A 13888-nucleotide genomic window follows, 5' to 3' on the forward strand; every position below is an offset into this window, starting at 1 on the left:
AAGATAAAAAAGCACTTCCTGTGAACTATATGTTCACAGGAAGCGCTTTTTTGGTTAGCTATGCTTTCTATTTAGACATCTTTGCAATGGCTTCCCACAAGCCGCACAAATAAGCGGCTCCAATGGCCCGGTCATACAGGCCATATCCCGGCATAGAAACCTCACCCCAGATCGCACGGCCGTGATCTGGGCGTATTGGGCCGTCAAATCCAGTGTCATAGAGCGCCTTTATAATCTCAAACATATCCAGTGAACCATCGCTGGATAGATGAGCGGCCTCCTCAAAGCTCTGCTCCCCGTTATACTTGACATTCCGCACATGGGCAAAAGCAATTCGGCCCTTCACCGAGCGGATGATGGCAGGAATATTATTTTGCGGGCTGGAACCAAGAGAGCCTGTACATAGAGTCAGGCAGTTGTAGGGTGAATCCACCGCATCCAGAATGTTTTTGAGCTTTTCTCCGCTGGTGGCAATACGAGGCAAACCAAATACAGGCCATGCCGGGTCATCCGAATGCAGAGCCATCCGAATTTTATATTTTTCGCAGACTGGCATGATGCGGCCAAGAAAATAGACCAGATTATCGAAAAGCTTTTGTTCATCCACATCCTTGTAAAGCTCAAAAAGCTGTTTGACCTGCGCCATTCTTTCGGGTTCCCAGCCCGGTAGGGCAAATCCGTTGGATTGCCCATCCATGGAGGCAAACATCTCCTCCGGCTTTATTTTGCTCACCTGCTGCTGGTCATAAGCCATAACGGTGGCGCCATCCGGGCGGACTTTAGCCAGATCCGAACGGGTCCAGTCAAACACCGGCATAAAGTTATAGCATACCAGATCAATGCCTTCCTCCCCTAAATGGGTGAGGGTCTGAATGTAGTTTTCAATGTATTGCTCCCGATCCGGTGTGCCCACCTTAATGGCATCGTGAATGTTTACACTCTCAATGCCCTTGATCACCAGCCCGGCTTCTTCAACCTCTTTTTTAAGGGCTGAAATAGCCTCCCGGCTCCAAACCTGCCCAGGGGCGGTATCATAAAGTGTGGTAATAACACCGGTTACTCCGGGAATTTGCCGAATCTGCTCCAGCGTGACGGTATCAAAGCGGCTCCCAAACCAGCGCAAGGTCATATCCATAAATTGTTGTTTCCTTTCTTCTTATAAGCTATTCTTCAAAGAGAATGACCATCTTTTTCATATCGGCCGGAGGATTTTTCATATTATCGAAAACTTGCCCAACCTCACTTAAGGGAATATAATGGCTCACCATTCCCTCCAAAGTATACATTCCTTTTTCCATTTTTTCAATGGTGGGCCCAAACTGCCCGCTGGACATACGGGTTCCGATAATAGAAAGCTCCCGGACATTGATCATGGCCTGCGAGATTTTCTCAGGCTCGGTGGAAAAGCCCAGCGGCACAATACGTGCCCCATTGGTAGGAATGCCGGGTTGAAGGAGCAGAGACAAAGAGCCGGGGAAACAAGCACAGTCGAAAATAACATCCACACCTGTGCCGCCGGTTATTTTTTGGATGGCTTCTGCTAGATTTTCTTCCCGAGAATTCACGATGTAGTCTGCACCATAGGTTTTGGCTCTTTCCAAAGAGCTTGTGTTTACATCGGCACAGACTACCCGGCAGCCCATTTGTTTGCAGGTTTGCAGAACCACTGCACCAATACTGCCGCTGCCAAAAACCAGCACCATTTCACCGGGCTGAATTTGCGCTCTCTTGGTGCAGTGCCCGCCAATGGCAAAGGGCTCTACCAAGCAGGCATCCCGGAAAGGGATTTCCTTACTGATGCGATAAACATCCTGCTCAGGCACAATAAAATACTCCCGCCAGCCGCCATCGGCAGCGGCACCCCTTGCTTTGACCTCCCGGCAAATGTTCCGTCTGCCATTTCGGCACTGAGGGCAATGGCCGCAGGCTACAACCAAATCCACCACCACATGGTCACCAGCCGCAACCCGGCTGACACCTTCCCCGGTTTGGGCGATAATACCGGCATTTTCGTGCCCGGGGATACGTGGGTAAACTGCATTGGGGTTTTCTCCCAAAAAGAGATGAATATCAGAACCGCACACACTGGCGGCTTTCATTTGAACCAAAACCTCCCCCTTCCCCGGCTGGGGGATATTCGTTTCCTGTATTTCATATTGGAGAGGCGCCGTTATTACAATCTGTTTCATAAGAACCGCCCTTCTTTTCTATTTGATTAAAGGGCTTTAATTTCAGCCCAGACAGTATCGTCTACAAAAACGCCCTTCTCGGTGTTTTCAGCTCGGTATAAAACATAATCCTCACCGGGATACCATATCTCACGGGTGTTTTCATCTACCTCAGAGCTTTTGATATAAGCCTTGGCTTTCTCAATGGTTTCGTAAATGTGCTCCTTAACCATCAGCTTTTCGGGATCGATAACAATGAAGATTTGGGAGGCACCGCCACAGCTCCCCTTTCCAATTGTATCGATATCCGCCGCACCCATTCCATCGGAAAGCACAGCCCCCAGAATGTCCAGCATAAAGGCAAAGGAAGAACCCTTCCAGTAGCCCATGGGCAGAATCCGCATGCTTTCTTCGATGGCACCGGGATCATCGGTGAGAACACCTTCTTTATCAAACCCGCCCGGGAAGGGAAGTTTTTTGTCTGCAAGCCGGGTAACCTGCAGCTTGCCATAAGCATATTGGCTCATGGCCATATCAATCATGACAGGGTCTTCCCTGCCCGGAGCCGCCATTACAAAAGGATTGTTGCCAAGACGGCCCTCTGTTCCACCCCATGGGGGCATGCAGGATTCAGTATTTGTCCATGAAATCATCACATAGCCCTGATTGGCTGCATACAGCCCATATGTACCGCCCCGCATCCAGTGGGTGGTGTTGCGCAGGCCAATCATGCCGATACCATGTATCTTGGCAAGCTCTATAGCCCGATCGGTAGCAAATAAGGCGTTTGTAATGCCGATACCAAGATTGCCGTTGTAAACCGCCATGGCACCGAACTCTTTTTCCAGTGTAGGTCGCGCATGGATATCAACCCATCCATCCTCAACATAACGGATAAAGCGGGCAACCCGGTTTGTTCCATGGGAATAGATGCCATCCCGGCTGGATTCGGTGTGAATGCGGGCACATGTTTCCGCTTTTTCAGCATCCATGCCATATTTAAGAAATACTTCCTTAATCTCATTTTTCATCTGCTCAAAAGGGATTCTCATGCTGTCACCACTTTCTTCGATTTTCCAGTTAGAAGGAGGCTGTCATACTAGCATGCCACAATAGTAGCATTCACGATGTGTCTTGTCAATAAAAATTGCCCCTGCGCAAACAAAACTTATATTGCATATTTTGTAGGTTCATACAAATAACGTAGGCAATCCTGTTTCTATGGAGATTTGGGCGCAAATATACTTGTAAAAGCACAACTAACATGCTAGTATATTGTAGCTGTTCCAAAAGAATCAAGGGAACAGATGCCATCTAATTGCTGTAAGGAGAATGGTTATGGTAATCCGAACTCAAAATCTTTCCGAATCAGCCAGTGACTATGCTTATTGGATTTTGCATACCAATATTATTCAGATGCTGCTTCCTCCCGGCACGGTAATCAGCCCTGCGGAGCTGGCGGGAGAGCTGAAGATTAGCCGCACCCCTATCCAGTCCGCCTGTGCCCGCTTGGCGGCGGAAGGGCTGCTGACCATTGTGCCTCAAAAGGGTTCCTATGTGTCTATTATCAATTTGCAGCGTGTTTATGAATCTGTATATATGCGCAGCCTTTTGGATCAGGCTGCGGCACGGCTTCTCTGTGCCAGCTCCCAGCAAGAAGAACTTTTTCTGGCCTTACAGGCCAATCTGCATCAGCAGGAATTTATTCTGGAAAACAATCTGCAGGCGGATATGTTTGAACTGGATAACCAATTTCACAGCATTCTATACCAATGGTGCGAGATGGATAATATCCGAAAAGCCATTGTGGGAATATCCGCAGATCAGAATCGGGTTCGCTATATGAAGCTGAAATCCAAGATTCGTCTTGGAGAGACTATATCCGAGCATAAAGAAATTTTTTATGCTATCAAGCAGCGTGACAGCGAGTCGGCCGCCCGCCTGAGCCATGAGCATGTAGCAAAATTTGGAGAAGATATCGCCCGTGTTTATTATCAGAATCCTTCCTATTTTTCCCATTGGGAAGAGAATCTGCCCAATCGTTTTGCATCCAAGCAAGCAACCTTTTATATTCCTCTATGAGGTAATCAAAGATTTCCAGTGACTCATGAGCACGTTGAATTTCCAGAAAATTGCTTAGCAGTGATACGGGGCTTTGCCCCTCAGGATGTTTCGCATTTTGTGTAGTTGATATATTGTATACCAAATGAGTTTACGATAAAAATGCCGTAAAGCAACCAGCCGGATTCCGGTCATTGCTTTACGGCATTTTTATTCTGTTATGCAAAGAAAGCGTTTATTCGCCTTTTTTAGATGCCTGAATCAACTTTAGCTCATCCATAAAGGAGTCGATGTCCCGGAATTGCCTGTATACCGAAACAAAACGGATATAAGCCACCTCATCAATGCCTCGCAGGCTTTCCATTACAAGCTCCCCAATCTGGGTGGACTTAACCTCCCGATCCAAGGAATTTTGAATGGAATTCTGGATGTGATCCACGACCCCTTCCATTGTTTCAATGGAAACCGGACGCTTTTCGCAGGCGCGCAGCAACCCACTCAGCAGCTTGCCGCGATCAAAAGGCTCCCGCGATTTATCTCTTTTGACTACCATTACAGGCGTTGTTTCAATAATCTCATAGGTGGTAAAGCGCTTTTCACAGCTCAGACATTCGCGCCTGCGCCTAATTTTTTCCCCTTCATCGGTGGGTCGGGAATCCACAACCTTACTTTCCAAATGGGAACAGTAGGGACATTTCATCGGGCCCCTTCCTTTCTGTCATAGACATATCCGGTTAGTCCAGATAATCCTCCAACACATCACCCAAATGAACCAGGGCTACCTGCGCCTTTTGGCAAAGCTCTATAAATCTTTCTACAAAGCTTTTGTTGGTTGAAATGTCGAGGTATTCCGCCACAAGATTGCCCTCTTCATCCAGCATCTGCACTCCATATGTAGTATAATGCAAGTTATCCAAGTCGTCAATATGGGTCACGCTGAGATTATACCGAAACCCATATCCCAGGGGTTTCTCTGTGCTATAGCACATATTGTTCCCGGTCGTGATCAATTTAAATACCTCCTGCACACACAATAATTGTTTGAGAATAGGCTTTTATAATAATGACTGGGAATTTGGCCCGGTCAGAATTTTTTCATTACGAAATACAGCCCGGTAAAATGCTTCCAAGCGATTGGTTCCTATTCCCAAACTGGCATCCTTTCTATTACAGCCTGCCTAAGGCAGGTATATGCCGCAACTGCAAAACAACAGTTTATAGTTACCAAATTTATCTCACGATAAATACTATACAGGAAATCCAAACAATTTGAAAACGATTTCATCATTCATAATTCGACAGAGATCGACATTTTGTATACATAATCATTATTTATTCTGTAATAATACTACATTTTCACAACAAAGTGCATAATAGATGAAAAATTTGTCGAATGCTTTGGCTAGATTGACAGATGGTTGAAAAGATGTTGATAGCACTGCTTTATTTCAACAAAATCGCCGAAGTTTTCCCGATATAATTCAACTATTATTCCACCGTCGAAGCCGTTTTTGGCTACAGAATCGATAAAATTCGGCAAATCAAGTTGTCCTCTCCCCAAAAGCATACAGTCATGATTTTGGTCGTGATCGCTAATATGTATATGGCGAACTCCATCCCCCATAGCCGAGATCATATCGGGAAAGGCAACCCCACTGCGAATGCACTGCTTTAAATCCAGCACAAACCCGGCATCCGGCAGGCACTTCTTCATTTCAGAAAAAAAGCTGGGATCATACCCGGCGCAGCGTGAGACATTTTCATGGCAAAGCTCCACACCAAAAGCTGCCGCATCCTCCATCAGGAGCTGGTACCGGGAGAAATACTTCTCTCGGGGAATTGGTGTTGTCCGGTAGTTCCCATGGAACATGACCAGCTTTGCCCCTAGTATACAAGCCGCCTGGTAGTATTTTTTGTAGAATTCACGTCCGTCTTCCAGTCTGCGGTCATATCCGGAAAAAAAAAGCATCGGCTCCAGCCCGCAGGTGAAGGGATGGACGGATAAAACCTGTGTTCCCCCACTGTCGGCAATGCTCCGCAGCCTTTTTAGGAAAGGCTCCTCCAGCTCCGAAAAGGAATTAATAAAAACCTCGGTGGCCTTGACAGATATATTGGCTAACTTTCGCAGAGCCGATTCAAGCTCCTGCGGATACAGGCAAGCCGTGGATACCCCAGGCAGCATATTTACGTCACCCTCTCAAGATGTTGGTAACAATTCTCATTGATGCGTCATAGCTCTTATGTTAACATGATAGGCACAGAATCTCATATGAAAGGTGTGCTTTTCATGTTTTTGTACCATAAGATTTCCGGTTGGTTCAGTGACCTTCACTGGTATGCCAAATTCTCCTTCCGGTTGGGTTTCGGCGTAATGTGCTGCTATTATGCAGTCGCTTTAACCGCCTATTTAATTACCCCGATAGCCGTTAATTATCTGGCGGCCCTGGCTATTCAGGATGGGGCTCTGGAGGCAGCACCTGCTTCTCTGGTAGTTGGAATATGCGCCGGAATCATCTGCGATGTTACATACAAGCGTTCCCAACCCAAAAGCCACTGAAACTGCAACACCAATATTATAGCATAGTTTTTAGCTTTAGAAAGTGTTTTTGACTAGGCAATTTTTAGGGATATTATTGTCAATAACTACCGAATAGATCAAAAAATAGGATTATTCAGCCACTTTTTGATTTTCTCTTCCCCCCTCTTGCATGATTCCAGTGAATGTGGTAAAATTAAACATATATTAATAAACCCAACGAACAGGCACAGTACTCATCCTTAGGGGTTTGCAGAGAATCGGTGTCACTGGCTGAAAGCACCGATACCTCCGGATGTTGGAAATTTCACCTGGGAGGGGATTGGCTGAAAGCTTCTTGCTTAGAGGCGAACTGTAGGCTAATCCGGATGGCGCCGTTACCGCCGCCGAGTGTTTGCTATGTGCAAAAATTTGGGTGGTACCGCGGAAAACCGTTGCAATGGAGCTTTTCGTCCCATACTAAGGGATGAAAGGCTTTTTATTATGCAATTCACGGCCTATTCACTCCAAAAACTAAAAGCTTGAAATAGATATACTTAAAAATAACAATGAGGTGGATTTGAATGAAAGCAGCGTTGGAAGCCATTGGACAAAAGGCCCGGGACGCTCTGCAGCAAACCGACAGCCTTCAGCAGCTGGATGAGCTGCGGGTAAAGTATCTGGGTAAAAAGGGAGAGCTGACTGCTATCCTGAAACAAATGGGCGGCCTTGACCCCCAGGAACGGCCCATCGTGGGCCAGATTGCCAATCAGGTGCGGGAGGCAATCGAGCAGCTGATTGATCTGCGCACCTCTCATCTGAAAGAAAAGGCTTTGGAGCTCCAGCTGATGGAAGAGCAAATCGATGTCACCATGCCGGGTAAAAGCCATCCTCTGGGCAAAAAGCATCCCCTGACCTTGATTTTAGACGAGGTAAAGGAGATTTTTCTGGGAATGGGCTTTTCCGTTGTCACCGGCCCGGAGGTTGAAACCGATTATTACAACTTTGAGGCCCTGAACATGCCCAAAAACCATCCCTCACGGGATACACAGGATACCTTCTACATCTCCAAGGACATTGTTCTGCGCACCCAGACCTCGCCTGTGCAGATTCGTACCATGGAAAAGCAAAAGCCCCCTATCCGCATCATAGCGCCCGGCCGGGTTTACCGTTCCGACGCTGTGGATGCCACCCATTCTCCCCTCTTCCATCAGATTGAGGGCCTTGTGGTGGATAAGGGTGTCACCATGGCTGACCTCAAGGGAACTCTTGAGATTTTTGCTAAGATGATGTATGGCGATGATGTGGCGGTTCGTTTCCGCCCCCATCACTTTAAATTTACAGAACCCTCCTGCGAAATGGATACCATGTGCTTTGCTTGCCACGGCGAGGGCTGCCGCCTTTGCAAGGGAGAAGGCTGGATCGAACTGCTGGGCGGCGGCATGGTGCATCCCCGAGTGCTGCGCTACGGCGGCATTGACCCCGAGGAATACAGCGGCTTTGCCTTTGGTATGGGCCTTGAGCGTATGGTTATGCGCCGCTTTAACATTGATGATCTGCGGTTGTTCTACGAAAACGATCTGCGGTTCCTGCAACAATTTTAGGAGGACAACGAAACTATGAAGCTTTCAATGAAATGGCTTTCTGATTATGTTAAGACAGAACTATCTTCCCGGGAGTATGCCGAAGCCATGACCATGTCCGGCTCTATGGTGGAGGGTTTTGAAGTGGAAGGCTCTGAGCTTTCTGGTGTGGTTGTGGGCCGGGTGCTTTCGGTAGAGCGGCACCCCAATGCAGACAGCCTCGTTATTTGCAGCATTGATATTGGCCGTGAGGAGCCGGTGCAAATTGTCACCGGTGCCACCAACGTGGTCCCTGAGGCGTATGTCCCGGTAGCCACCGACGGTTCCACTCTGACAGGCGGCGTTAAAATCAAAAAAGGCAAGCTTCGGGGCGAGGTGAGCATGGGTATGCTTTGCTCCCTTGGTGAGCTTGGGCTGCCCGGACATGATTTCCCCCACGCCATCGAAAACGGAATCTTTTTGCTGGAGGGTGAGTATACCCCGGGGCAGGATATCCGGGAGGCCATTGGCCTCAACGATACCGTAATGGAGTTTGAAATCACTTCCAACCGCCCCGACTGCCTTTCGGTAATCGGTTTAGCAAGAGAAACCGCCGCAACGTTTGATCTGCCGTTGGAGCTTCCCCAACCTGTAGTGAAGGGCGGCGGCGGAAAGCTGGAGGATTATCTGGCTGTTACAGTGGAAAATGCCACCCTTTGCCCTCGCTATACCGCCCGTGCAGTTACCAATGTAAAAATCGAGCCTTCCCCCCTCTGGATGCGGGAACGGCTCCGTGCCAGCGGTGTGCGCCCTATCAATAACATTGTGGATATCACCAACTATGTGATGCTGGAATACGGCCACCCCATGCACGCTTTTGATCTGCGCCATGTGGCCGGGAACAAGCTGGTGGTGCGCAACGCACAGCCGGATGAAACCATTGTCACTCTGGATGGAACCACCCGTACCTTGTCCCCCGAAATGCTGGTTATTGCCGATGAAAAGGCTCCCAGTGCCGTTGCAGGCATCATGGGCGGCGAGTTCAGCGGTGTTTATGAGGATACCAAGACCATTATTTTTGAGGCGGCCTGCTTTGAGCCGGTTTCCGTCCGCACCACCTCCAAAAAGCTTGGCCTGCGCACCGAAAGCTCCGGACGCTTTGAAAAAGGCCTTGACCCGGAAAACTGCCTCCCTGCCCTGCAAAGAGCCTGCCAACTGGTGGAGCTGTTGGGTGCCGGTCAGGTAGTGGATGGGATCATCGATATCAACAACGCCCCCAAATGGGAAGTGGCTGTTCCTCTGGAGCCCCAGTGGCAGAATGCCCACCTTGGCCTCAGCCTTTCTCAGGAGGAAATGGAAAAGATTCTGCGCTCCCTTCACTTTGAAATAAAGGATGGCGTTGTGTATCCGCCCTCTTTCCGCCGGGATGTGGAATGCAAAGCGGATCTTTCGGAGGAAATTGCCCGCATTTTTGGGTATAATAATATTCCCACCACCATTATGCGTGGCTTGGCACAAGGCAAGCTGACCCATGAGCAAAAGCTGGAGCGCTCCATTTGCGATGCTTTGCTGGGGCAGGGCTACAGTGAAATCATCACCTATTCTTTCATCAGCCCCAAGTATTATGACCGCATTGGTCTTCCGGCTGACAGCCCTCTGCGCAAATCGGTGGTCATCAGCAATCCCTTGGGTGAAGATACCAGCGTGATGCGCACCACCACCATTCCCTCTATGCTGGAAACCCTTAGCCGGAATTACAACAACCGCAACGCCTGTGCCCGCCTTTACGAAATAGGCACCCAGTATACCCCCAACGGCGAAGGCCAGCTGCCCAACGAAAGCAAGCAGGTCACACTGGGGCAATACGGCAGCAACTGCGATTATTTCACTTTGAAGGGTGCTGTTGAGGTTCTGCTGGATACCCTGAATATCTGTAACTGGGATGTGGAAGCGGTTACCGATCATCCTACCTTCCATCCCGGACGCTGTGCCCGCCTTTCGGTAAACGGCGAGGAGCTGGGCATACTGGGTGAAATTCACCCGCAGGTTTGCGAAACCTACGGTATCGGCTCCAGAGCCTATGTGGCAAATCTGGATTTCGATGCATTGGCTCGCCAAAGTGTCTGTGAAAAGCAATACCGCCCCCTGCCTAAGTTCCCTGCCTCCACTCGTGATCTGGCTTTGGTCTGCGCAGAATGTGTGCCGGTTCAGTCCATGGAAAAGGCAGTCAAAACCGCTGTAGGCTCGCTGGTAGAAAAGGTAGAGCTGTTTGATGTTTACCGGGGCAAGCAGGTTGGCGAAGGCAAAAAGAGCGTGGCCTTTAACATCACACTGCGGGCCGGTGACCATACCCTGACAGACGAGGAATCCGACCGTGCCGTGAAAAAGCTTCTGCGCGCTCTTGAAGAACTGGGTGCCGAGCTCAGAGGCTAAATTGGTAAATTCTGCTTTGATTTCTTAGTATTTTCATAGACTAGCCTTGCAAAATTCACATCTTTGGTGTATCCTTTTATTTAGGAGGTGGTGTAAGATGCATGAACCAACCATCAGCTTTTCTATCCATGAGGATAAAGAAAAGCAAATGAAGGAAATTCTCACCCAGATTTATGATGCGTTGCGTCAAAAGGGGTACAATCCAATTAACCAGATTGTAGGTTATATATTATCGGAGGATCCCACCTACATCACCACCCACAACAATGCCCGAAGTTTGATTCGCCGCATTGACCGCGATGACCTGCTCCACGCTTTAGTGGAGTCCTATCTCAATGCTTAAATGATACGGGGAGCGGCCGGGTTTTAAACGGCCGTTCCCCTTTTTAGGAGCCGACATGCAGTATAGACAGTTAGGGAGAACCGGTATTACCGTTTCCCGAATGTGCTTTGGAACTCTCACCGTCGGCCCTTTGCAGGGGAATCTTCCTCTTGAAGAGGGCAGCACCGTTTTGGCGGCGGGAATACAGGGCGGTGTTAACTTTTGTGATACCGCTCAGCTTTATGAAACCTATCCTTATATTCGCAGGGCCATGGAGATGACCGGCAAATACGATTTGGTCATTTCCAGCAAAACCTATGCTTATACTCGAGAACTGGCTGTCACAGCGGTTGAAGAAGCCCGCAAAGCTCTGAACCGGGATTATGTGGATATTTTCATGCTTCACGAGCAGGAAAGCGCCCTGACCCTGCGTGGTCACCGAGAGGCTTTAGACTATCTGCTGGAATGTAAATCGAAAGGCATTCTTCGGGCAGTGGGCGCTTCCATGCACCACATTGCCGCCGTGGAAGGTGCAACCGCTCTGGGGCTGGATGTGATTCATCCCCTGCTCAACTGCACCGGTTTAGGCATTGTAGATGGAAGCCGCCAGCAAATGGAGGAAGCTGTCTCCGCCGCCCACAACCACGGCGTCGGCACTTTTACCATGAAGCCTTTGGGGGGCGGCAATCTGTTTAAATCCGCACCTGCCTGTCTGGACTATGTATTGGGCCTTGATTATGTGGATTCAGTGGCCATTGGAATGCAGTCGGTGGAAGAAGTTGAGGCCAATTTATCCTATTGGCAGGAAGGGCACTTTTCCCCTGCTCAGCTTCGTGAGCTGGAGCAAAAGCAGCGCCGCCTCCATATAGACGATTGGTGTGAGGGCTGTGGCCAGTGTGTCAAAACCTGCCCTCAAGACGCCCTTTCTGTTATGGAGGGCAAAGCTGTCTGCAATTACAGTGCCTGTGTATTGTGCAGCTATTGTGCCGGAGTATGCCCAGTTTGGGCAATTAAAGTGGTTTAGGACTTTACTTTATAAAAGTTTTGTGCTATACTGATAGAATCAAACATTTTCCTATCCAGAAGAAGCCCGGAGCCTAAAGTTAAACAATTTTCTTTATCCCTGCGCTCCGGCGAACTCCGCAGGAGCCTTTTAAAACGTTTGCAGGGCGCGAAAAAAATGACATGGGACTTGCGGGAACACTTTTTTATGACAATACTTTAATGGAGGGGTTTGCATGGCAGAAACCAAGAAGAAAGAAGAAATGCTGCTGTTTAAGGGCAGGCCGCTGGTTCGGAGCGGCAGTACGATTTATTATGGAGACATGGCTGATCCTTATGTGGCTATGCTTCAGATTCTCAGCACACAAACACAAGGGCAACTGGAATTGGCAAACAAAGTTTCTGTTCAGATTCTATCCACTGATTCCGATCTTCGCCCCAAGGAACGCATCAAGAAAAAGACCGAAAAAAATTCTCTCTATGATGCAGTCAAAATCGCTTCGATTTGGCTGGAGCGCATGTTGGAAGAATAACCTCCTTCCCTTACTTTCTAATATATTTTGTATATATCAAACCGGTCTTCTTCACAGAAGGCCGGTTTTCAGTTTCCCTGCAAACAAGCCCCGAGATGGCCTGCCAAAGTAAAACGGCAGGCCATCTCGGGGCTTGAAAAATCAGTCAGAAAAGTTAGAAAAGCTGTTAGCGGAAGGAACGATACATGGTATAAAGCATATCGTCGGTAATCTCAACCGGTGCATTGAGCATGTTGGGGTGACGGCTCTCTTTCACCAAAGTATCAATATCGCCATCGGTCAGGTTTAAATCCTTCAGGTCAATGCGGGAGCCGGTTGCCTTCTTGATCTCCAGTATACGATCACACATAGCATCCACATCTGCAAAGCCAATCCGCTGGGCAAAGCCCTCCAGACGGTTATTCTCCGCACCCTTGCACAGGCGGGTAAAATAATCCAGTGTCAGTGCACAGGCTTCTCCATGAGGAATGTGATACCGATTGGTCAGCACAAAGGAGCATGCATGGGAAGCGCCGGTTTTAGGCAGATTAAAGGCCATTCCGGCCAGCAAAGATGCTTGTGCCATCATGCTCTTGGCTTCTTTGTCGGTTTCCTTCTGGCAGGCACGCTCCAGATAGGTAAACACCAGTTGAGCAGCCTCAGCCGCCAATGTATCGCAGATCGGCTGATGGTTGCGGCTATAAAAGCCCTCAACAGCATGGGCCAGAACATCTAAGCCTGTTGCGGCGGATACTTTAGGCGGTACAGTATAGGTCAGCACCGGGTCTACAATGGCATACTTGGGATAAAATGCCTCGCTGACAATAGGAGCCTTGAGACCCTTTTCCTCGTTGGTCACCACGCTCACAGCGGTTACCTCGCTGCCTGTACCGGCTGTGGTGGGGATGGCCAGAAGGGTCAGCCCGCCGGCCGGAACCGCAACGCCTGTGGCGTGGTATTTGGTGATGGAATCCTCTGTCTTGGCAATAGCGGCCGCCGCCTTTGCACAGTCGATACAGCTGCCGCCGCCCATGGCAATCACATAATCCGCACCCGACTCACGCAGAGCCGCCGCCAAATTGTCGATGTTTACAACAGTAGGGTTGGGCTGAAAATCGGTAAAAACCTCTGTAACCTGCCCCCCAGAAAGCTCTACCAGCTCCTTGGCAAAGCCATTCTCTGCCACTACCCTGTCACAAACTAAAAAGCCTTTGCTTAAACCCAAGGTCTTAGCCAAACCAAAAACATTTTTACGCTCATTATCGCCAAAGATAATCTTGACCGGCTGTTGATATTCCCAACGCATATTCTAA

Annotated in this window: 14 protein-coding genes and 1 other annotated feature; of the genes, 7 read left to right on the forward strand and 7 right to left on the reverse strand. The window is 48.9% G+C overall.

Annotated elements, in window-relative coordinates:
* Positions 1-67: 67 nt before the first annotated feature.
* Genes uxuA through yiaK form a run of 3 tightly spaced genes read right to left on the reverse strand, consistent with a single transcriptional unit; the run spans position 68 to position 3220 of the window.
* On the reverse strand, positions 68-1135 hold the full coding sequence (uxuA, locus tag U6B65_03325; GenBank protein ID WRS28174.1) for a mannonate dehydratase: 1068 nt from the start codon (positions 1133-1135) through the stop codon (positions 68-70).
* Between the two features lie 28 nt (positions 1136-1163).
* The gene (locus tag U6B65_03330; GenBank protein WRS28175.1) at positions 1164-2189 is read right to left on the reverse strand and encodes an alcohol dehydrogenase catalytic domain-containing protein; all 1026 of its coding nucleotides are present in this window, start codon (positions 2187-2189) and stop codon (positions 1164-1166) included.
* 26 nt (positions 2190-2215) lie between these two features.
* On the reverse strand, positions 2216-3220 hold the full coding sequence (yiaK, locus tag U6B65_03335; protein ID WRS28176.1) for a 3-dehydro-L-gulonate 2-dehydrogenase: 1005 nt from the start codon (positions 3218-3220) through the stop codon (positions 2216-2218).
* A gap of 286 nt (positions 3221-3506) precedes the next feature.
* Here yiaK and U6B65_03340 point away from each other — a divergent pair, with 286 nt between their 5' ends.
* Positions 3507-4250 carry a GntR family transcriptional regulator gene (locus U6B65_03340; GenBank protein ID WRS28177.1) on the forward strand — a complete coding sequence of 248 codons (744 nt, stop codon included), beginning with the start codon at positions 3507-3509 and terminating at the stop codon, positions 4248-4250.
* 214 nt (positions 4251-4464) lie between these two features.
* On the opposite strand, the gene nrdR is transcribed toward U6B65_03340, so the two are convergent.
* The 3 genes from nrdR to U6B65_03355 form a co-directional block, all read right to left on the reverse strand.
* Complete coding sequence (gene nrdR / locus U6B65_03345) at positions 4465-4929, reverse strand: transcriptional regulator NrdR (GenBank protein ID WRS28178.1); 465 nt, start codon at positions 4927-4929, stop codon at positions 4465-4467.
* A gap of 34 nt (positions 4930-4963) precedes the next feature.
* A complete protein-coding gene (locus U6B65_03350) occupies positions 4964-5239 on the reverse strand; it encodes a DUF6514 family protein (GenBank protein ID WRS28179.1) in 276 nt (91 codons plus the stop codon).
* Between the two features lie 392 nt (positions 5240-5631).
* Positions 5632-6411: a sugar phosphate isomerase/epimerase gene (locus U6B65_03355; GenBank protein ID WRS28180.1), complete on the reverse strand. Its 780-nt coding sequence runs from the start codon at positions 6409-6411 to the stop codon at positions 5632-5634.
* 105 nt (positions 6412-6516) lie between these two features.
* Between U6B65_03355 and U6B65_03360 the strand changes: the two genes are divergently transcribed.
* From U6B65_03360 to U6B65_03385, 6 genes are all read left to right on the forward strand, one after another.
* Positions 6517-6786, forward strand: coding sequence for a hypothetical protein (locus U6B65_03360; GenBank protein WRS28181.1), 270 nt, complete (start codon positions 6517-6519; stop codon positions 6784-6786).
* 189 nt (positions 6787-6975) lie between these two features.
* Positions 6976-7225, forward strand: a binding site (T-box leader).
* Between the two features lie 103 nt (positions 7226-7328).
* Entirely contained in the window at positions 7329-8348 is a 1020-nt protein-coding gene (gene pheS / locus U6B65_03365) for a phenylalanine--tRNA ligase subunit alpha (protein WRS28182.1), read from the forward strand.
* 15 nt (positions 8349-8363) lie between these two features.
* The gene (pheT, locus tag U6B65_03370; protein WRS28183.1) at positions 8364-10739 is read left to right on the forward strand and encodes a phenylalanine--tRNA ligase subunit beta; all 2376 of its coding nucleotides are present in this window, start codon (positions 8364-8366) and stop codon (positions 10737-10739) included.
* A gap of 97 nt (positions 10740-10836) precedes the next feature.
* Positions 10837-11082 carry an IreB family regulatory phosphoprotein gene (locus U6B65_03375; GenBank protein WRS28184.1) on the forward strand — a complete coding sequence of 82 codons (246 nt, stop codon included), beginning with the start codon at positions 10837-10839 and terminating at the stop codon, positions 11080-11082.
* A 55-nt stretch (positions 11083-11137) separates the two neighbouring features.
* Positions 11138-12085 carry an aldo/keto reductase gene (locus U6B65_03380; protein WRS28185.1) on the forward strand — a complete coding sequence of 316 codons (948 nt, stop codon included), beginning with the start codon at positions 11138-11140 and terminating at the stop codon, positions 12083-12085.
* A 214-nt stretch (positions 12086-12299) separates the two neighbouring features.
* Positions 12300-12596, forward strand: coding sequence for a hypothetical protein (locus U6B65_03385; GenBank protein ID WRS28186.1), 297 nt, complete (start codon positions 12300-12302; stop codon positions 12594-12596).
* Between the two features lie 166 nt (positions 12597-12762).
* Here the strand turns inward: U6B65_03385 and U6B65_03390 are convergent, their stop codons facing one another.
* Entirely contained in the window at positions 12763-13881 is a 1119-nt protein-coding gene (locus U6B65_03390) for an iron-containing alcohol dehydrogenase family protein (GenBank protein ID WRS28187.1), read from the reverse strand.
* Positions 13882-13888 lie beyond the last annotated feature (7 nt).

This window comes from Oscillospiraceae bacterium MB08-C2-2, from assembly GCA_035621215.1.
In the GTDB taxonomy this organism is placed as follows: Bacteria; Bacillota; Clostridia; order Oscillospirales; family Ruminococcaceae; genus WRAV01.

Coding starts and splice junctions, on each gene's coding strand:
- pheT (WRS28183.1), top strand. CDS start 8,364: ATGAAGCTTTCAATGAAATGGCTTTCTGATTATGTTAAGACAGAACTA.
- pheS (WRS28182.1), top strand. CDS start 7,329: ATGAAAGCAGCGTTGGAAGCCATTGGACAAAAGGCCCGGGACGCTCTG.
- U6B65_03380 (WRS28185.1), top strand. CDS start 11,138: ATGCAGTATAGACAGTTAGGGAGAACCGGTATTACCGTTTCCCGAATG.
- U6B65_03375 (WRS28184.1), top strand. CDS start 10,837: ATGCATGAACCAACCATCAGCTTTTCTATCCATGAGGATAAAGAAAAG.
- U6B65_03340 (WRS28177.1), top strand. CDS start 3,507: ATGGTAATCCGAACTCAAAATCTTTCCGAATCAGCCAGTGACTATGCT.
- uxuA (WRS28174.1), bottom strand. CDS start 1,135: ATGGATATGACCTTGCGCTGGTTTGGGAGCCGCTTTGATACCGTCACG.
- U6B65_03330 (WRS28175.1), bottom strand. CDS start 2,189: ATGAAACAGATTGTAATAACGGCGCCTCTCCAATATGAAATACAGGAA.
- U6B65_03385 (WRS28186.1), top strand. CDS start 12,300: ATGGCAGAAACCAAGAAGAAAGAAGAAATGCTGCTGTTTAAGGGCAGG.
- U6B65_03355 (WRS28180.1), bottom strand. CDS start 6,411: ATGCTGCCTGGGGTATCCACGGCTTGCCTGTATCCGCAGGAGCTTGAA.
- nrdR (WRS28178.1), bottom strand. CDS start 4,929: ATGAAATGTCCCTACTGTTCCCATTTGGAAAGTAAGGTTGTGGATTCC.
- U6B65_03360 (WRS28181.1), top strand. CDS start 6,517: ATGTTTTTGTACCATAAGATTTCCGGTTGGTTCAGTGACCTTCACTGG.
- yiaK (WRS28176.1), bottom strand. CDS start 3,220: ATGAGAATCCCTTTTGAGCAGATGAAAAATGAGATTAAGGAAGTATTT.
- U6B65_03390 (WRS28187.1), bottom strand. CDS start 13,881: ATGCGTTGGGAATATCAACAGCCGGTCAAGATTATCTTTGGCGATAAT.